The sequence below is a fragment of the Pseudocolwellia agarivorans genome, assembly GCF_002000085.1.
In the GTDB taxonomy this organism is placed as follows: domain Bacteria; phylum Pseudomonadota; class Gammaproteobacteria; order Enterobacterales; family Alteromonadaceae; genus Pseudocolwellia; species Pseudocolwellia agarivorans.
This window is the reverse complement of record NZ_MUZU01000010.1, coordinates 59,021-79,055: the sequence shown is the minus strand read 5'-3', so window position 1 is coordinate 79,055 and position 20,035 is coordinate 59,021. Positions and strand designations below refer to the sequence as shown.

Below are 20,035 nucleotides of genomic sequence, written 5' to 3'. Positions count from 1 at the left end.
ATTTTAAATATAAACACATAATTTTACATACAACAAACATTTCGAGTTATTAATGAAAAATTTATCTATAACAATGAGTATTTCAGCGATCTTTTGCTTTTTAACCGCTTGTAATTCTAATACGGATACCAACGCTAGCACTCAAGTTGAACAAACTAAACCATTAAATGTGCTTTATATAATGACGGATGATCATGCCGCACATGCAGTAGGTGTTTATGAAGGTAGATTTGCGAAACTTAACCCTACGCCTAATATCGACAAATTAGCCGATGAAGGTATGGTTTTCACTAATACTTTTGTAACAAATTCTATATGTACACCAAGCAGAGCAAGTATTTTAACGGGTCAATATAGTCAAACAAATGGTGTTTTAGATTTAAGAGGCAGTATATCAACTGAAAATCAGCATTTACCTACACTAATGAGTAACGCAGGTTACCAAACAGCAATCATAGGTAAATGGCACTTAAAGAAAGAGCCAGGTGCTTTTGACTATTACCAAGTGTTAGAAGGACAAGGTACCTATTTTGATCCAACTTTTAGAATACAAGGTGAAAATGTATGGCCTAAAAACGAAGTTCAATATAAAGGTTACTCGTCTGATGTAGTTACCGATATATCAATTGATTGGTTAAAAAACAAAAAGAACAACAAACCTTTCTTTTTAATGCATCAATTTAAAGCACCACACGATATGTTTGAATATGCTCCGCGTTATGAAGACTACTTAGCCGCAGAAACAATTCCAGAACCAACAGATTTATATGGTGTAAAAGCAACATTTGGTTCTATCGCCACTCGTGGCGTTAACGACAAATTGATTAAAGATATTGGCACATCGGTTTCTAAAAGACATAACCGTAGAAGCATGGGAATCGATCTAGGTGTAGACCCTTCATTACCTGAAGAAGAATTTACCAGACAAGCTTATCAAAAATACGTAAAAGCCTATTTACGTTGTGTTAAAGGAGTAGACGATAATATTGCGCGCTTATTACAAACATTAAAAGACATAGGCGAGTACGACAACACCATTATAATTTATACTTCGGATCAAGGCATGATGTTAGGCGAACATGACTTTCAAGACAAACGCTGGATGTATGAAGAATCAATCAGAATGCCTTTTATTGTTAAAGATCCACGTATGACAACTCAAGGTCAAAAAAGTGATTTATTAGTGAACAATACAGATTTTGCCCCCTTAATTTTAGATTTAGTTGGAATTAAAGTACCTGAATATATGCACGGCAAAAGTTTTGCACCTGCTTTACAAGGTAAAACACCTGATAACTGGCGTACAGCAAGCTACTACAGATATTGGACACACAGAGCTTACCACGACGTACCTGCACACTTTGGCTTGCGTACTAAAGACTACAAACTTATCTTTTTTTACGGTGCTAACTTTATGACAAAACCTTTCCCTTTTTATGATAAAAAATGGGTAGCAAAAACAGGTCTTCATAACAGTGCTATTAATACGCCAGCAGCATGGGAACTTTACGACTTACGCAAAGACCCGACAGAACAAAACAACGTTTATAGCAATCCTGAATATTCAAAGGTTGTTGACGAACTTAAAATTGAATTAAAGCGCCAACGTAAGTTATATAATGAAACAGATGAACAATATCCTCATCTTCAAAAGATTATTGATAAGCATTGGAACGATTGATAAAAAATAAGTAGCACTAATAAAAACGGCAATTTTATTGCCGTTTTTTTATATCCAATAATTAATTCGCTTATTATAAATTCTATAATTTAAATTTTTAATACTTTGAGAATGAAAATGATTGGAGTAAATTATACGAGTTCAATGAATAAATTAAGCTATTTATACTTAGTGAAATAAATAACAAAATAGTTAAAATTTTTAACTGATAAAAATGATTAATTTATTAAAAGAACTATTATTAAATATAGAAGTATCTACAAACCAATTATTAGCGACACTTATGAAATTTATTATATTAAAAAATTTGGAAGCTTATCTCGTTAAAGAAAGAGTTCCTACTGAATATAAAAGTTTGGCTTTAAGCTGTGAGTCACAACTAGATGAATTAACTACACTCATCATTTTTCCTCATAATAAAAAAGATATTGTAAAAAGTTCTCTAGTTAAAAAAGCGTTAAATAAACTCGGTGAATTAACGAACCCTAGTCTGGTTGTTGTTGGCGGCTGTTTTAGTGCTGAATCAGTTGAAATACTCCATCAACAAAATGCCATTTTTCTCTCTTTATCCGAAATTCATTGGACCGATTCAGGAAGCAGTAAGTTACAAAAACAACATAAATTTTAATTTAATACGCTATAAAGCGCTGTTACTTCCTCTCAGTAGCAGCGCTTTTATACCCGTTATCATTCAAGATGCCGGTTTCAGTGGGAACAAAAAAATTTAGGCACAGATTTCATGTTCCAGACGAAATCTAAGGTCTACATCCGTGTAGGAACCTGACTAAAGTTAATAAGCCCCATAAATTATTTTTAGCTCATCGAAGAAGCGCTTGAGCACTCTGGAATACGCATCTTGATTGGTAACGGGTATAACTAAGACTTATTAAAATGAATAACGCTACGAATGCTTTCTCCTTTGTGCATTAATTCAAACGATTTATTAATATCTTCTAAGCCCATAGTATGCGTAATGAAGTCGCTTAATTTAAACTCTCCAGCTAAATAACGCTCAACGTAATCAGGTAACTCTGAACGACCTTTAACACCACCAAAAGCAGAACCTCTCCATACACGCCCAGTAACTAATTGAAATGGTCGGGTTGAAATTTCTTGTCCTGCGCCTGCTACACCGATAACAACAGATTCTCCCCAACCTTTATGGCAACACTCTAATGCTGATCGCATTAAATTGACGTTACCAACACATTCGAACGAATAATCAACACCGCCATCAGTTAACTCTACAATAATATCTTGAATAGGATTTTCATAATCTTTCGGATTAATACAATCTGTAGCTCCTAACTTTTTCGCTAATTCAAATTTAGATTCGTTAATATCAATAGCAATAATACGACTTGCTTTAGCCATAGTAGCGCCAATCACCGCAGATAAACCAATACCACCTAAACCAAATATAGCAACCGTTGCTCCCTCTTCTACTTTTGCAGTATTCATTACAGCGCCCATACCCGTAGTAACCCCACAACCAAGTAAACATACCTCCTCTAACGGTGCTTCTTTATTTACTTTTGCTAAAGAAATTTCGGGTAATACGGTATATTCCGAAAAAGTTGAGCAGCCCATATAATGAAAAATAGGTTTGCCATCTTTGTAAAAGCGAGTTGTACCATCAGGCATTAAACCTTGTCCTTGAGTTTCTCTAATTTTTTGGCACAAATTTGTTTTACCTGACAAACAAAATTTACATTCGCCACATTCAGGCGTATAAAGAGGAATAACGTGATCTCCAACTTGTACGCTAGTAACCCCCTCACCTATTTGTTCAACAATACCACCGCCTTCATGCCCTAAAATCACAGGAAAAATACCCTCAGGATCCTCGCCAGATAAAGTAAAAGCATCGGTATGACAAACGCCTGAAGCAATAACTTTAATAAGTACCTCACCTTTACGAGGCAACATCACATCGACCTCTTCAATAGATAGCGGTTGTTTAGGCCCCCAAGCAATAGCTGCTTTTGATTTAATAAATTTATCTGGCATTTTTTGTTCTCAATTTTTAGTTAAAAAGTTTTATTTCACACTGGTAATAATGAACTAACAAACATTGTTTTTTAATGTTCTTATCCAACAGATTATTATAGTTGTTTCCAAAACAATGATAATATACCTATTCGTAAAATCACTTTTACATATAGGTAATAATAATGCAGTGGGAAGGTATCAGCGAGTTTGTCTATGTGGCTGAAAATGAAAGTTTTACTCTTGCTTCAAAAAAAATGGCGATATCTACAGCACAGGTCAGTCGTCAAATAAGCGCATTAGAAAAACGCCTTAATATCAAGTTACTTTACCGGACTACACGTAAAGTATCTTTAACTGAAGAAGGTCGCGTTTTTTATCAACATTGCCGATCAGTATTAGACGGTTTAAATGCTGCTGAGCAAGCCATTACACACTTACAGTCGAAGCCCCAAGGAAAAATAAAGCTCACAGCACCTGTCACCTATGGTGAACAACAAGTATTACCGTTAGTAAACAATTTTATGGAAAAATATAACCATATTAATGTAACAGCCTACCTCAGTAATCAACAGCTTGATCTCGTAGAAGGAGGGTATGATTTGGCCATTAGATTAGGGAAACTTAATGACTCTTCAATGATGGCTAGAAAACTAGGGAAAAGAACAAACTATGTTTGTGCATCCCCCGATTACTTAAATAAATATGGTACGCCCCATGCTTTGTCTGAACTTGCTAAACATAGCTGCTTATTAGGTACGTTAGATTACTGGCACTTTAAAGAGTCGTCTAAAGAAAAAAATATTCGCGTTACTGGTAGACTACGTTATAACAATGGTTTCGGCTTAGTTGACGCTGCATTAAAAGGGTTAGGTATAGTACAACTACCTGATTACTACGTTCAAAACTATATAGAAAACGGAACACTGCTTACCTTACTTGATAATTATCGTGTACCCGATGAAGGTATTTGGGCCATTTACCCACAAAATCGCCATTTATCTCCCAAGATAAGGTTACTTGTAGATTATTTAGCGGAGCAGCTAACGTAATTTTATATAAACAACATCCTCATAGCCCATAAAAATTGATGAAGTAGTTATAAACTTTCCCTTCTTTCAAGCATATTAACAAATAATTATTTTATATATAAATAACCAGAATTATAAGTTAATCTATTCTTTATATTATTCACAGAAGATTTTGTAGGGTGTTTTATGAAAAAATTTTATTTGTCCATTTGTTGTATATCAGCAAGTTTTTTAGTCTCAGCTGAAAAAAAAATAGATCCTAAATTAACTGAACAATGGAGCCCTATCCCTGAAATAATCACTCCATCACCTATCCCTTCAGACGCTATTGTTTTATTTGATGGTAAATCAACCGACAACTTAGAGCATGGCGATGGTAGCAAAGTAAAATGGAACGTAGAAAATGGTGCTCTCACTGTTGAACCGGGTACTAAGGGGATTTTTTCAAAAGAAAAATTTTGTGATATGCAATTACATGTTGAATGGAAGTCTCCCGAAAAAATATTGGGAAAAAAAGGACAACAACTAGGTAACAGTGGGCTATATATACAAGGGCGTTATGAAGTACAAATTTTAGACTCTTATCAAAACCAAACTTATGCTAACGGCCAAGCAGGATCTATATATAAACAATCAGCTCCTTTGGTTAATGCAATGAAACCAACAGGCCAATGGCAAACTTATGACATTATTTACCATGCCCCTAAATTTAATGGAACAGAATTAAAAACTCCGGCAAATATAACCGTATTACATAATGGAATATTGGTACAAGATCACTATATTTTAAAAGGTGGAACTGTATATAGAGGTCAGCCAGAGTATAAAGCTCATGGTTGTGACCGACTATTATTACAAGATCACAACGACAAAGTTAGTTTTAGAAATATTTGGGCACGTAAGCTATAGAATGATTAATAACTATTTTCTAACATGCTTAGTTTTCAATATTTTAAAAAATATATATAAACCGAATTCAGATTAAATAGATTAGCCAGACAATGTGCCATCAGTAAAATCACCTTACTGATGGCCCTTCGTTAAGTTATTAAAACCGATTACACGACAATTTTTATTGTCGGCTTACGCTTAATAAATTCAGCTGGAAATACATCGTTAAGTTGATCAGCCGATAACCCCCACTGCTCACCTAGTACACTGGCTATCCAAGAAAAACTATTAGATGTAGGCATTAAATCTCGCTGTTCAAACAATTGCGATTCACTTAATCCCGGCCAATCACCTAACACTTTACCGCCTTTAACACTTCCACCGGCAATAAACATATTTGAAGCAGTGCCGTGATCCGTACCACCCGTGCCATTTTCTTTTGCTGTACGACCAAATTCTGTGGCAACTATCACTATGGTGTCTTTCCACGTTTCACCTAACCCTTCTTTTAAGCTTTCAAGGCCGTTATCCAGCTCAGTGAGTTGTTTTTTTAAGCGGACATCTTGATTATTATGGGTATCCCATCCTCCAAGTTCGAGCATGGCACAATCAATTGTATTATTGTTTTTTAATAGCTGCGCACACGCCTTAGTTAAATCAATAAACTTTCCTTTACGTTTTTCAGAGACTGCCGAACCCGCCATATCTTGAATATTTAAACCTTCTTTTAACCTTGAAGATAACAACGCATCTTCAGCATATAATTTACCTAATGCCGCATAAACATCATCATCAGCATCTTTCAACGATGACGGATACCAAGTGCTTGTATTATCGCTACCACGTAAGCTAACAGGAGTAGAACGCGATACTGCTAAGGCTTTTTTATTTTTGTGCTTTAACGCTCTAGCTAACCAACCAGAATCTTCATTTATTTTTGTTAAGCCTGACTCTAAAAAATCTTGTCCGTCAAAGTGCGAACGCCTTTTATAACCGGACCCCACAGCAACTACAGGTATAAGTTCTTTATTTTTATACCAAGTGTGTAAATGTTTAAGCGCCGGATTAAAAGCAAAACCATTATCTAATGGCAATAATTTATCTTTAACACTTTTATATAACGAAGGTCTTAATTTAACTAAATCAGCTTCAAATGTAGGAACAATAGTGTGTAACGAATCTAACCCGCCTCTTAGTACTACCCATACAATTTTTTTGGTATTAGCTTGGCTTCCCTTTAGTGCTTTAGCTTTACTGGCAAGAGCTGTCCCTTGAAATAAAACTAAACTTGCGCCTATTGTTTTTATAAAGTGACGACGTTTCATTTTTATCTCCTTTGAAATTCAGGGCTCATTAACAACAAGGTAAAAGCCTGCTGACGGCTTTCAGCTCTTATTACACTGTTATAAGTTAATTCACTGACACTATCGCTTAAAGTATTCATTAATACCTTCTCAGCATTAGGTTTTCTTCTCGCTGCGTACTGTGCAGATAGTTCAATTCTAGACATAATGGCACTCGCGCCATTCCAGTCTTGCTGATAATCACTATATCCGGCTGGAGAACCCGCATTAAAAGGTTTTTGCCCTAACACGGTCAAAGCATTTAAAACTTGTTTAGGTTTAAGGCTTTTTTGACCAACACCACGAAAGGTAGAAACAACAAACTCTCTAGGCGATTTAAACTTAAGAGATGTTTCTGACCACGACTCGTCAGCATTTATCATTTCAATAACAACGTCTTTAATTTTTCCTTTGCTCAATTTCCAACGCTTTACCATTTTTTCAACAAGGCTTTTAGGTGGTTCGTCTGCAATAAAATGACGCGCTAATTTAAAGCATATATGTTCAGCAGTAGCAGGGTGATGCGCCAAAAACTTAAGCATATTTTCACCCTGTTTGATTCCATCGTTTTTAAACATTGTTCCTAATATTTTTCTCGTATTAGGCTCATGCCCTTTGCCAATATAGGTAAAAGCTATACTTTTTTCTTTGGTAAAATTAGCCACACTCCAGCCTGTAATCCCTTTAGCGAGTTCAGTAACGTCTTGTTGAGAATAACCGCCATTTACCCCTAGCGTATGCAGTTCTAATATTTCTCTGGCGAGGTTTTCATTCAAACCTTTACCTTTTTTACCCAACTTAGAAGCGGGACCAAAAGATTTTTCATTATTCAAGTAAATTAACATCGCTGGATGTTTCGTTACAGCTAACAACATCTCTTCAAAAGATCCTAACAAATGTGGAGCAATCGCTTCGCGCTCTAAAGTAGGTGCTAATGCCGTCATAATTTGGCCTTGAGCCGTTACACTAAAATGATTAGAAAAAAAGTCTAACAATCTCCAGTTCAGACTATTGTTAGATTGAATAGCTTGAATCAAAGTATCGCTAGATAAGCTTTGATATACGTTTCGAGGATATTTTTGTAGTTTTTTCAGCTTATCTTGATCGGCTTTACTTACAAGGCTTGCGCTTCCATTGGCATTTTTTTTATTTAAACTTTTCTTGAAAAGTCTTAGTTTAGCAAGTTGCTCTGCTATTTCATCAGAGGTAGGTAAATCATCGTCAAAATATACAGCAGGCGTTGCATTTAATTGATTAATTAACCACGCTTTGGGGGCCTTCTTTGCTTGTTTATGCTCATTTGGTTTAGCTCCTAAACCAAAACGATTAGTCGCAATAACCGCTTGAATAGACATATTACTTACCTCAAATAAAACTATTAACTTACAGTAATAGCAAGCATCAACTTATGCTAATTGTTTTACGTATCTTTACATCAAATACTAAAAAACGCTGATGCGATAATAGCGGCTTATATACCCGTAACCATTCATGATGCAGGTTTCAATGGGAACTAAAAACAATTTAGGCACAGATTTCATGTTCCAAACAAAATCTAAGGTCTACATCCATGTAGGAACCTGACTAAAGTTAATAACGAAGTATAAATTATGTGATAAACTAGCGCTTTTATTACACCGCCTTTTATAGAGAAAATTCAATGTCTGACGACTACCCTACTGTTTCTATTTCATCTCAACCAATAGAATTATGTAAATTATTAAAAATAGCCAATATGGTGTCTGGTGGCGGTGAAGCTAAAATAGTGATCAGCGAAGGCTATGTTTATTTAAATGGTGAAGTGGAATTTCAAAAAAGAAAAAAAATATACAATAACGATATTATCGAATTTAATGGTGAGCTAGTACAAGTAGCATGTAATAAGCCCGCAAATACTTCTGAAGATATAAAACAGGCTAAAGCTCAAAAAGCAAAAACAAAAGTAAAAACAGCTCAATCAAGAAGCAGCAATAAAAACACTCAGCAACAGGCTGTTAAGCAGGAAACGCCAATGCCATCAACACCAGCGAAAAGACGTCCTATTTCATTTTAATTCAGCTTTAGCTATTTATGTAAATAAGTAAAATATTAACTTTCGGGATATTATTTAAGTAATACCTCATGTCCTAAATTACGACTAGACACGAGGTTAGAGTTAATAATAGAACAAAATGACTTGGTATTAACTCCCTACTTTTACTTAAAATACCTAAGTAGTCATTACCGATTAAAGTGTTTATCTACCGCAGAAAAATACTCATCAGCTAAACCTAAATACTCTGGTCCAAAAGCTTTTAATCCTTTTTCAGTTAAAAACTCTTTAGGTGCGGGTAAGATAATAACAGCGACATTCATACCAACAAGGTGATTAGGGTTGGTGATAGGTTCACCTTTATCGAGATCAATACAGCATATAAGATCAGGAATAGTAACATCAATTACACCACTTTTACGGGCGAGCATGTTTTCATTTTTAACGTCAATCGAATAAATATCACCGTCAAAGTTATTTACACCTTTTATCTCAATATAACCAAGCGTAAACCCATCTTTTGTCTCAAAGTTAAAACTTTGGGTTTTTCCTCTAAAGGCAACATAGCCATCGCCTTTTTCGGCAATAACTTGAGCAATATCGTCACCATTTTCTTTAGCTAAACGGTAGGCTTTACCTAGCTCTAATGCAGTAGAGATAGTGCCTTGAATTACAGCTCCTCTTAAGTTTTTAGCCTCAGTTGCATGATCAATAGCAGCAATATCATTACGACTTACTTTAGCTAAAGCTCGTACCAAACGCTCTGCACGCATATCGTCTTTCACATTTTCACAAACAAAACATTCACCAAACTCGTTTGCAGCAACAATAGGTGCTGCGGGTAAATTATTTAAGTAATAAGTTGAATGGGTTATTTCAGGCACAGCTCTACCAGCAGGATCAGCATCAATAATATAACCGTTACTCATTGCGGCAACGTAGAATGAAATCGCCGTATTCGCCCCACCTAATTCACAACAAATAGTGCCAAAATATGAATCACCTGTGAATTCTTCTAGCCTACGGAAAGCCGTCATAATAGAAGGCTCCCCACTTTGAGGTAATTCGCTATACTCTAGCTCCTCCTGAGCAGATAATTCAGAAATAGCGCCTAACATGTAAGGTGTACAAATATTTGCATCATCTGGTACATGGTCAAAATCTATAAGTTTAAATTCTTTCCCTGCCTCAAATGCTTTATTTATATAATGAAAACCTTCATCAAGATCTCCTCCTCCGCCAGTTCCTAAAATAGTACAGCCATATAAAATATCGGATAAATCTTCTTTAGTTAAATTTTTAAATTTCATGTATTTACTAACGCCGTTGTCAGAATTTTAGTTGCTAAAAATAATAACCAATATTAAAAAATTAAAGTTTCGAATAGCTCTATCAAATCAAATTTAAATTTTTTCAGACGTTACGATAAAACAATTTAATTTTTAGCTTTTATTACACACTAAACACAGAGTAATACCGTTACTAATCAAGATACCTATTTCAGAGTGCATCTTGAATGGTTACGGGTATAAATATTTATTGTACAGAGGGTTAAAAATGAGAATAGATTCTAATTTCGATAGCGGCAATATTACCGTTATAAGCACAGACTCACACACAAATGTGCGCTTACATCTTCGCAAAGATATTAATGCAGATCATAAACAATGGTTTTATTTTAGGGCATCAAATATCCAAGGATTAGACTGTCAATATTATATAGACAATGCCGATGAAGCTTCATTTCCTGAAGCTTGGGATACTTGTACTATTGTTGCCTCTTCTGATAGAAAAGAATGGCGTCGTATTAACACGCATTACGACGGCAAAACATTATCTTTCAAAGATAAGTCAGACTCTCCTATTACTTATTATGCTTTATTTGCTCCTTATTCATATGAGCGTCATATCGATTTAATAGGAAAATCTTTAGCTCACCCACAATGCTCTTTAGTAAAAACGATTGAAACCGTTAATAAAAACCAAGTGGAAGTATTACAAATTGGTTCATCTTCACCACACAAAAAATCGATATGGATTATTGCTCGTCAACACCCAGCTGAAACAATGAGCGAATGGTTAATGGAAGGTTTTTTACAAGAATTGCTCAAAAAAGACGGACACAGCATACTGTCTAAAGCAACATTGTATATTGTTCCTAACATGAACCCTGACGGAAGTATCGCTGGCAATATACGCACCAATGGAAGTGGTATAGACCTAAATAGATCTTGGAATACTCCTTGCGCTGAAAAAACACCAGAATCTTTTTACGTATTAGACTTAATGAAGAAAACTGGCGTTGATTTATTTTTAGATATACATGGTGATGAAGACCGCCCATTTACCTTTGCTGCAGGCTGTGAAGGCATTCCAAACTTTACTGAAAAGCAAGCGAGCTTAGACAAAAACTTTAGACGTTATTTCAATGAAGAAACAATAGATTTTTCAATTGAGAATGGCTATCCAACAGATGAACCGAATCAAGCATTGTTGGATATTGCTTGTCATCAGATAGGCTATTTATATGGATGTTTATCTCTTACTATCGAATTACCTTTTTTAGATAATAAGTACAACCCTGACCCTAAATGTGGCTGGTCGCCTGAGCGTAGTATCAAAATGGGTACACAACTATTAACCCCTATAGCGCGTATTTTAGAAGAAATATAAATGCTAGGTTAAAATAAATCAGCTTAACTTTATTTTAATTAAGGCTAAGCTGATTTTATAGGTTGTCCCTATAAACTTAATGAACAGGATTGGTATTAAATTTAGGATTAATTTTCATTAATAGATAGTAAACAGGAGCGGTAATTAAGAGTGAATCACATACTTCTATTGTTGTAAGCGTGAAATACCCTTGATTAGTTAACATAGAAACCACAATACCTACTGCCCAAGCGACAAGCGCGACTACATTAACTTTACTCACCGCTGACAATTCTTCTACAACATAACGCTGTTTCTTTCTAATAACAAAGAAATCAATAACATAAATCGCCGCAACAGGTGTAAAGATAGTAGATAAGCCAAAAAGAAAACTAGTAAAGTTATCAAGTAAGTTAAAGGATGCAATAAATGTCCCTAAAATCCCTACAAATATAATAACTTTCCATTCAGGCCACTTTCGCGTAATAGCGTTTAAGCCTAACGCTGAACTATACAAATTAATAACACTGGTAACCCAGCCTGATGTAATCAATAAAACAAAAGCAAAACCGCCTAAACCAAGCGCCAACATAACTTGTAAAACATCATTATTTACCACAGCTAATCCTGCAATAGCTGCAACAATATAAACAAAATTATTAATGAATAAAAAAGGTAAAAATGAAGCGATAAACGTACCTTTTTTAGTGGCTGAGAATCGTGTAAAGTCAGGCATTAACACCACGCTTACAATAAAACTCCCCACAACGGCTGACACTGCCTCCCCAAAAGTAAAATTAGTAGTTTCAGTAGGTATATTAAGCTCATTAGCGCTATACCCCATACTTTGATAAAGCATATATATAACAATAAGAAAAAGCACAGGAACAAGTAAACTCGAAAGTTTTTCTAAAAGTTTAAAGCCTAAAATAGTGGTGAGTGTTATTAATACACCAATAACAATTTCTAATAACCAAATTGTGGCTGTATAGTCACAGGTATCTTGTATAAGTTCTTGTATAACCTTACTAAAAACATCAATATTTACTCCATACCAACCGAGTAGTGACAACACAAAAGCTAAACTTAATATATTGGCACCTACACGACCAAAAACAAACTTCATCATCATGCATGAAGCAAGTCGGTTATACATTCCTACAAGACCGGTTACATAACCTAAAACAGACAGTATGAATCCACCTAATATAAAAGCATATATACTTTGTTCAAGCCCTAACCCCTTCCCTATTTCTAGTCCTGTAATTAACCCAGGAACAGCAAACGCTAATCCGCCGTTTATCATCCCAATACGTACACCACCAATAGTTTTATCTTCTGGTACGGGGCTAGTGGCGTAGTCTTCTAAAATATCATTTGTACATGTTTTTTTATCGTTCATAAAGTAGACACCTATTAAAAAAATCAGCCTCCTAATACTAAAATAATACTAAAAGGCTGATAAAAGCTTAGCACCTTAAGCTGGGCTAAACATGTCTAACTTAAAAACTATATATGGCTTCTAACCCGAAACTACGTGGTCTGTTAGGTTGACGAGCTAAATCGGTAACACCATCACCAAAAATAAAGATATCTTCTATCCCCCTTTCATCAGTTAAATTTTTCACATAAAACTGAATGGTTATTTCTTCTGATTTTATTCCGATACCTGCATTTACAAAGGTATATTGCGACGATTTAATTTCGGGTAATTCAAGATTAAATGACTTAGGTCCCGTTATTTGAATATCAGCACGCGAAATAAGCGACCACGTTTCGTTTAGTTCAAAAAAGTGATTAATAGAAGCGGAATAATTATAGTCAGCGACCCAAAACTGTGATTCTCCCTCTAAGTTAGGGCGTCTTTTAAATTCAGTAATTTCTGAATCAATTAAACCAGCACTTAAACGTAAGTCTAAGTTTTCGGTGATCGCTACTCCAACTTCTAACTCAAGCCCCTTAGTTTCAACTTCATCAATTCCTAAATTCTCTAAAGTAAAGGTTTCAACATTAAATTGTGTAATTTGTGCATTATCTTGTTCTATCGAAAAAATAGCGCCATTAATGGTAACGGTATTATCAAATAATGTTGATTTAAAGCCTGCTTCGTAGCTGTCTGAAACTTCTTTATCAAAAGTTCTAACAATACCTTCAGCAGGTTCATTAAAACCACCACTTCTAAAACCTTTTGAATAGCCAGTGTAGATAAGTACATCTTCTTGTATTTGATAAGCAATAGTCACTTTGGGCTGTAATTGGCTGAAATCTTTCTTGGCAAAGGTATCATTAGCAAAATTAGGATCAAACGACTCTCTTGAGTCGTGGTCGTAACGTAAAGCCCCCGTAATTTCTAGCTTTTCGGTTATATCGTAGTTCACTTGCCCTGCCACAGCCCAAGCTTCACTACTATTAATATCTGCTATGACAAAATTAATTTGATCATTTGAAAAGTCGGCACGGGTTTCACGCTCTCCGCCATTAAAATCATCAAAAAAGTTAATAGTATTATCACGCTCTTTATCTTGATAAAAAGCAGATACTGCCCAACGTAATGGCTGATCGCCTTGAGAAGTAAATCGTGTTTCAACCGTTAACGATTCAACATCGAATAAGCCTTCTGTACCAAGCGGAGCTCTAAACGATATGCCATCATCAATAACTGTTGGATCAGCAGAATAGTCGCCATCATAAAAATGTTCGTTTTCAGATTTGCTATACGAGGTAATAAAATCAAGTGTACCTAAGTCATATTCTTGCGTTAATTTAGCACTTAACTCGTACACATCTCTTTCGTCTTTGTTTTTAATATTATTAGAGGTATTAATTGAAAAGTCTTCGATCGTATCGGCCGATACGTTCTGATAATAAGCAAAACCTGCTGTACTTGTAGTATACCTAGCTTTTAAGTTTAAACTTGTGTCGTTAAAGAGCTCAAATTGAAGCTGACCAAAAATAGAGTCTTCTTCTGAGTAATCAGCTTCCTCACCTAAAAAGTCATCATCAATTAATCCATCGGTACTTTTTGTATAACCACCTACACGAAAATAAGCCGTATCTTTTTCATTAAGTGAACCTGATAAAACACCACTAATATTATAAGTATTGCCATTACCATAAGAGGCTTTAACTGAACCTTCTAAATCTTCAATCGGTTGTTTGGTAGTAACAATAACCGCGCCACCTACTGCACCACGGCCATATAAAGCTCCTTGAGCACCACGCATAACTTCAATACGTTCAATATCAACTAAGTCTTGGTTTATAAATTCAAGATCAGGTGCGGTAACGCCATCAACAACAAAAGCTAATGGTGGATCGCCCACTTGTGGTGTAATTAATCCCCTAATAGTAATTCGCGCTAAGCCAGGCCTAAAGTTATCAAGAGCACTCAGGTTGGGCGTCATGTTAGCAACATCTCGAAAATTAGTAATACGAGAACCTTCAATCATGTCTGAAGTAAATGCTGTTACAGAATCAGGAACATTCTGAATAGTTTCAATACGGCCACGGGCAGAAATAGTTATTTTCTCAATTGAAGCTTCTTTTTCCTTTATTGCTTCATCTTCAACCGCTTGAACCGATGAAAATAATGATAAACTAATTGCACATGAAACAAGTGATTTACAAAATACTTTACTTATCGTTTTAGATTTACTCATAGTGAAGCCTTAATGCTTTGTATTTATTATTAGGTAATTAAGTGTTAATAGCCACTTAAACTCTAGGGTTAAATTAATTATGAGTGTTTATAAAAAAATATTATTTTGTAATAGTATATTCTGAGACTACATTTATTTTGATTTAGCTATTATCAACAATAAATCTTTAGGTTACATAAAGAGATAATAAGTTAATATGATTAGAGCATTAAACAATGAGAGCACTTAATACATGAAAAAAGTGATTAAAATAGACAGTTATAATAGAAAAATACTCGCTTGTTTACACTTACAAGCTGATTTAACAAATATTGAATTGGCTGAAAAAGTAAACCTATCACCAAGCGCTTGTTTTCAAAGGGTTAAATCTTTAAAAGAAGCTGGCTATTTTAGGTCTTTTCATGCTGACGTAAACCTAGACCAACTTTGCGAACACGTATTTTCTTATATCGAATTTACCTTAAACGATAACAGCGCTCCTACCCGAAGAAAATTCGCCAATGCGTTACAAGACATACCTGAAATTATGGATTGCTTACAATTAAGTGGTGACGTAGATTATATTTCATTAAGCTGTTTTTCTAATATTAATAAGCTTAACGACTTTTGTAATAAATTAAGCGACGATGAAACCTTATCAATAAAACGCATTAACACTAGAATAGTCTTAGATCGAGCTAAATGGTTTTTAGGTTACCCTTTAGCTCAATTAAAATGGTTAGACGACTCTTCTTTTGAAGAAAGCTAGTTTTTCGACATAAAATTGATCAGCAATGCCGATATTTTTGTTGCTACTGAAAGTGTTATCTCTCTAGCGTTTTCATTATGGCTAGTGCTATTGGTAAATGGCGCTATTTCCATCATATCTGCTCCGGTAATATTAAAGCGTTCACCCAATGCAGTTATTATTTGTAAAGCTTCATTTGGGTAAAGCCCATCAGGCTCAGGTGTTCCTGTTGCTGAAGCAAACTCAGCATCAATAGCATCTATGTCAAAACTCACATATAGCTCTTCTATATTCTGCTCTGTAAGCTGTTTAATAATATTTTCAACAATAGGGTTAACGCCAAGCGCTCTAACTTCCGCCGCCCAATGCTGTTTCACACCAAAAGTATTTTCCCAATGTGATTTAGGCTTACCACTAGAACGAATGCCTATTTGAATTAAACAATCAGGGCTTGGTAAGTCATCTAATATATGTGTACACCACGACCCAAAACATAAGTCGATACCTAAACGCTCAGTAAGCAAGTCGGTATGCGCATCAAAATGAATAACTGCGGCTTTTATTCCTTGTTTTTTCTTACCCTGTAAATAAGCTTTAACTAAAGGATAACTTACTGAATGATCACCACCTATGCCAAAAACACCTTTTTTTGGAAACTCACTATAAAAGTCATGCAACACATCTTCTGTAATACTTAATGGCGACACGGGATATAATTTATCACTACTGCCATAAAGTGCTTTTCGACAATTTGAAATAGTCGCTTCATTTAAATACTTATCATGCAGCAAATGCGGTATAACTCTAATATCACCTAAATCATAACTATTTAGTTCTGGGTGTTGCTCTAATAAAAATGAACGTAAAAACAACGGTCCCCAATTAGCTCCTCTTAAAATACCGCCACCACAGTCTGATGCAATACCTAAAATAACAGCGTTTGAAGCGTTTGGAAGTAAAGGTAAAGCATTGAGCCAATGTTTATCTATATTGATTGTTGTACCAAAAATACGTTGATGAAGCTGTTCTTTACGCTCTTTCGCAGTATTAACGGTGAACACACCATTACCTGGTGGACATAAACAATGAGAGAGTTTTTCGAATAAATGGGTGGAAATTGGATTCATAAATTACCTCTAACTGATGTAGTAAGGAGATATTTTATGGGAATACTAAAAAATTAAATTTTGAAAATGGGAAGATTTCAAAAAAATACGATGGTAATAAGCTCTTCTACCAACTAGTTGAGCTTTAATATTAATTCTAACGATTAATTATTAGCGTTAATATTAAAGCCTTATTCTAGTTAACCTCAACTCGGGTTAATGAATGTTAGATAATGAATTAAAATTATTATTTATCAAAACCTTAACCTGCATCGTTGTTTTCCTAAGTTATATTAGTCTCTCAACATTGATATTTTTGTGTATAACAAGGCGAATTTTTCTATCTAATAGCTAGCTATTAGTAATAAATTCAACGAAGTTAGGCATAAAAATAGCTTGTTGAGTAACTTTGCTTATCCCGAGCTGAGGTTAGTTAAGTAAGTTATAACTTCTTTTGCCAAAAAACGGCTTGACCCATTTTAGGATCTAACTCGTAACCTGCAAAACCTTGTTTAGCGTAAGCAGACTTGGCAACCGTATTTCCTTCTAATACTTCAAGCGTTAACTTACAGCAGCCCATTTCTTTTGCTATTTGTTCAACCTTATTAAACATCAGCTGCGTTAAGCCCTGTCTTCTATACGCTTTTAATACCGCTACATCATGAAAGTTAACTAAAGGTTTCGCATTAAAGGTAGAAAAGCCCACAACACAATTAGCAATAGCGGCAGGTTTATCATCAACATAAACCAACACCGAAAACACATTATTTTGTTGTTTTAAATTTTCAATTAAATGTTGTTGTGTATACTCACAAAGCGGTTCACCGCCGCCCATAGGATCCATCGCATATGCATTTAATAAGAGTAAAACATCTTTCGCGTGTTGTTCATTGTGGTAATCGGCTTTTATTACTTCTACAGTCATCGCTATTCCTTAAGTTAACCCTTTAATTTTTTTAAACAATGTACCTCAATATATTCAACAATATAACCCTGTAAAACAGCATTATTGAGGAAAAACATCAATAATGTTTATTTATCGCTTTTGCCAACCAAAGTGCCCTGTTAGAATACCGCATTACGAAATTAACACGTCTATTTAACGGAAAATTTTCTCAATGCGTACTAGCCAATATTTACTTTCAACACTGAAAGAAACCCCAGCCAACGCTGAAGTTATCAGTCATCAATTAATGTTACGTGCAGGTTTAGTACGTAATTTAGCGTCAGGTTTATATACTTGGTTACCCACGGGCTTAAAAGTTTTAAGAAAAGTGGAAAACATAGTACGTGAAGAAATGGAACGAGCAGGCGCTTTAGAAGTATTAATGCCAATGGTTCAACCTGCCGATTTATGGGAAGAGTCTGGTCGTTGGGACGACTACGGCCCTGAATTATTACGTTTAAACGATCGTCATAATCGCCCATTTGTTTTAGGCCCAACACATGAAGAAGTTATTACTAAGTTAGTTGCTAACGAAATTAGTAGCTACAAACAGTTACCTTTAAACGTGTACCAAGTGCAATCAAAATTCCGCGACGAAATTCGCCCTCGCTTTGGTATTATGCGTGGTCGTGAATTTTTAATGAAAGACGCATACTCTTTTCATTTAACTAACGAATGTTTAGAAAAAACCTATAAAGTAATGTTTGATGCTTATTGCAGAATATTCGATCGTTTAGGTTTAGATTACCGCCCAGTAATTGCTGACACAGGTTCAATCGGCGGTGAAGCTTCACATGAGTTTCATGTATTAGCTGATTCAGGCGAAGACGATATCGCATTTAGTGATGTTAGCGACTTTGCAGCAAACATAGAAAAAGCCGAAGCATTAGCACCAACAGGCGATCGTCCAGCAGCGACACAAGACTTAACTGAAGTTTCTACACCTAATGTTAAATCAATTGAAGACCTTGCTGACTTTTTAAAAGTTGACGTAAAAACTACCGCTAAAACGTTACTTGTTTTAGGTGAAGAAGTTAAAGGCCAAGCAACCCCAGTTATCGCCCTTGTATTACGTGGCGACCATCAGTTAAACGAAATTAAAGCAGAGCATTTACCTTTAGTTGCCTCACCACTGACTTTTGCTTCAGACGAACAAATAGAAGCCGCAGCGGGTTGTAATGCCGGTTCTATTGGCCCTGTAGGCTTAAATATACCTGTAATTGTTGACCGTAGTGCAGCCCACTTAGCAGACTTTGTTTGTGGTGCTAACAAAAACGATGTTCACTTTACGGGTGCTAACTGGGATCGCGACTGTACTGAATACACAGTAGAAGACATTCGTAACGTAGTTGAAGGTGACCCAAGCCCATGTGGCCAAGGTAACATCGTAATTAAACGTGGTATTGAAGTAGGTCATATCTTCCAATTAGGTCAAAAATACGCACAAGCAATGAACTGTGGCGTACTCACTGAAGAAGGTAAAAACCAAATACTTACCATGGGTTGTTACGGTATTGGTGTTTCACGTATTGTTGCTGCTGCTATTGAACAAAACCACGACAAATACGGTATTAAATGGCCAACGGCTATCGCACCATACCAAGTAGCGATTGTTCCAATGAACATGGCTAAATCAGCACGTGTTAAAGAAACCGCAGAAGCACTATACGAAAAATTACAACAAGCTGGCATTGAAGTAATTTTTGATGACAGAAAAGAAAGACCGGGCGTAATGTTTGCCGACCATGAATTAATTGGCACACCGTTACTACTAGTTATTGGTGAACGTAACTTAGACAACCAAGAACTTGAAGTTAAAAACAGAATCACTGGCGAAAAAACCATGATCAAAATTGACGATGTTATGTCTTTATTTGCGTAAGCTAAAATAGCACAAACTAAAAGCCGTTTTCATAATGAAAACGGCTTTTTTAATGGCTAATATTTTAATCGATAGTTGAATGAACCTGAGGAATAT

The 20,035-nt window shown here is 35.4% G+C and carries 16 protein-coding genes; 8 read left to right on the top strand and 8 right to left on the bottom strand.

The window, feature by feature from the left end; translation table 11 throughout:
• The first annotated feature begins 52 nt into the window (after positions 1 to 52).
• Positions 53 to 1,681 carry a sulfatase family protein gene (locus B0X80_RS15165; protein WP_077341774.1) on the top strand — a complete coding sequence of 543 codons (1,629 nt, stop codon included), beginning with the start codon at positions 53 to 55 and terminating at the stop codon, positions 1,679 to 1,681.
• A gap of 214 nt (positions 1,682 to 1,895) precedes the next feature.
• A complete protein-coding gene (locus B0X80_RS15160; RefSeq protein WP_245825473.1) occupies positions 1,896 to 2,309 on the top strand; it encodes a hypothetical protein in 414 nt (137 codons plus the stop codon).
• 248 nt (positions 2,310 to 2,557) lie between these two features.
• Here B0X80_RS15160 and B0X80_RS15155 read toward each other — a convergent pair whose 3' ends face one another.
• Positions 2,558 to 3,691 (bottom strand): S-(hydroxymethyl)glutathione dehydrogenase/class III alcohol dehydrogenase, encoded by a 1,134-nt coding sequence (locus B0X80_RS15155; protein ID WP_077341772.1) that lies wholly within the window; start codon positions 3,689 to 3,691, stop codon positions 2,558 to 2,560.
• 164 nt (positions 3,692 to 3,855) lie between these two features.
• Between B0X80_RS15155 and B0X80_RS15150 the strand changes: the two genes are divergently transcribed.
• Together B0X80_RS15150 and B0X80_RS15145 are read left to right on the top strand one after the other, a co-directional pair.
• Positions 3,856 to 4,722: a LysR family transcriptional regulator gene (locus B0X80_RS15150; RefSeq protein ID WP_077341770.1), complete on the top strand. Its 867-nt coding sequence runs from the start codon at positions 3,856 to 3,858 to the stop codon at positions 4,720 to 4,722.
• 165 nt (positions 4,723 to 4,887) lie between these two features.
• On the top strand, positions 4,888 to 5,610 hold the full coding sequence (locus tag B0X80_RS15145) for a 3-keto-disaccharide hydrolase (protein WP_089024898.1): 723 nt from the start codon (positions 4,888 to 4,890) through the stop codon (positions 5,608 to 5,610).
• Between the two features lie 149 nt (positions 5,611 to 5,759).
• On the opposite strand, the gene B0X80_RS15140 is transcribed toward B0X80_RS15145, so the two are convergent.
• On the bottom strand, positions 5,760 to 6,917 hold the full coding sequence (locus B0X80_RS15140; RefSeq protein ID WP_077341768.1) for a DUF1501 domain-containing protein: 1,158 nt from the start codon (positions 6,915 to 6,917) through the stop codon (positions 5,760 to 5,762).
• Positions 6,918 to 6,919: 2 nt separating this feature from the next.
• Positions 6,920 to 8,290 carry a DUF1800 domain-containing protein gene (locus B0X80_RS15135; RefSeq protein ID WP_077341766.1) on the bottom strand — a complete coding sequence of 457 codons (1,371 nt, stop codon included), beginning with the start codon at positions 8,288 to 8,290 and terminating at the stop codon, positions 6,920 to 6,922.
• Between the two features lie 305 nt (positions 8,291 to 8,595).
• Between B0X80_RS15135 and B0X80_RS15130 the strand changes: the two genes are divergently transcribed.
• Complete coding sequence (locus tag B0X80_RS15130; RefSeq protein WP_077341764.1) at positions 8,596 to 8,988, top strand: RNA-binding S4 domain-containing protein; 393 nt, start codon at positions 8,596 to 8,598, stop codon at positions 8,986 to 8,988.
• A 167-nt stretch (positions 8,989 to 9,155) separates the two neighbouring features.
• Here B0X80_RS15130 and B0X80_RS15125 read toward each other — a convergent pair whose 3' ends face one another.
• Positions 9,156 to 10,277, bottom strand: coding sequence for an S-methyl thiohydantoin desulfurase family protein (locus B0X80_RS15125; RefSeq protein WP_077341762.1), 1,122 nt, complete (start codon positions 10,275 to 10,277; stop codon positions 9,156 to 9,158).
• A 247-nt stretch (positions 10,278 to 10,524) separates the two neighbouring features.
• Between B0X80_RS15125 and B0X80_RS15120 the strand changes: the two genes are divergently transcribed.
• On the top strand, positions 10,525 to 11,640 hold the full coding sequence (locus tag B0X80_RS15120; RefSeq protein WP_077341760.1) for a M14 family metallopeptidase: 1,116 nt from the start codon (positions 10,525 to 10,527) through the stop codon (positions 11,638 to 11,640).
• A 76-nt stretch (positions 11,641 to 11,716) separates the two neighbouring features.
• Here the strand turns inward: B0X80_RS15120 and B0X80_RS15115 are convergent, their stop codons facing one another.
• Both B0X80_RS15115 and B0X80_RS15110 read right to left on the bottom strand, forming a co-directional pair.
• Entirely contained in the window at positions 11,717 to 13,021 is a 1,305-nt protein-coding gene (locus B0X80_RS15115; RefSeq protein WP_077341758.1) for a cytosine permease, read from the bottom strand.
• Positions 13,022 to 13,121: 100 nt separating this feature from the next.
• Positions 13,122 to 15,278: a TonB-dependent receptor gene (locus B0X80_RS15110; RefSeq protein WP_077341756.1), complete on the bottom strand. Its 2,157-nt coding sequence runs from the start codon at positions 15,276 to 15,278 to the stop codon at positions 13,122 to 13,124.
• A 232-nt stretch (positions 15,279 to 15,510) separates the two neighbouring features.
• On the opposite strand from B0X80_RS15110, the gene B0X80_RS15105 reads away from it, so the two are divergent.
• Positions 15,511 to 16,026: an Lrp/AsnC family transcriptional regulator gene (locus tag B0X80_RS15105; RefSeq protein WP_077341754.1), complete on the top strand. Its 516-nt coding sequence runs from the start codon at positions 15,511 to 15,513 to the stop codon at positions 16,024 to 16,026.
• On the opposite strand, the gene B0X80_RS15100 is transcribed toward B0X80_RS15105, so the two are convergent.
• Together B0X80_RS15100 and B0X80_RS15095 are read right to left on the bottom strand one after the other, a co-directional pair.
• The gene (locus tag B0X80_RS15100; RefSeq protein ID WP_077341752.1) at positions 16,023 to 17,132 is read right to left on the bottom strand and encodes an arginase family protein; all 1,110 of its coding nucleotides are present in this window, start codon (positions 17,130 to 17,132) and stop codon (positions 16,023 to 16,025) included. The genes B0X80_RS15105 and B0X80_RS15100 overlap by 4 nt on opposite strands.
• A gap of 421 nt (positions 17,133 to 17,553) precedes the next feature.
• A complete protein-coding gene (locus B0X80_RS15095) occupies positions 17,554 to 18,036 on the bottom strand; it encodes a GNAT family N-acetyltransferase (RefSeq protein ID WP_077341750.1) in 483 nt (160 codons plus the stop codon).
• 193 nt (positions 18,037 to 18,229) lie between these two features.
• On the opposite strand from B0X80_RS15095, the gene B0X80_RS15090 reads away from it, so the two are divergent.
• Entirely contained in the window at positions 18,230 to 19,939 is a 1,710-nt protein-coding gene (locus tag B0X80_RS15090; protein ID WP_077341748.1) for a proline--tRNA ligase, read from the top strand.
• Positions 19,940 to 20,035 lie beyond the last annotated feature (96 nt).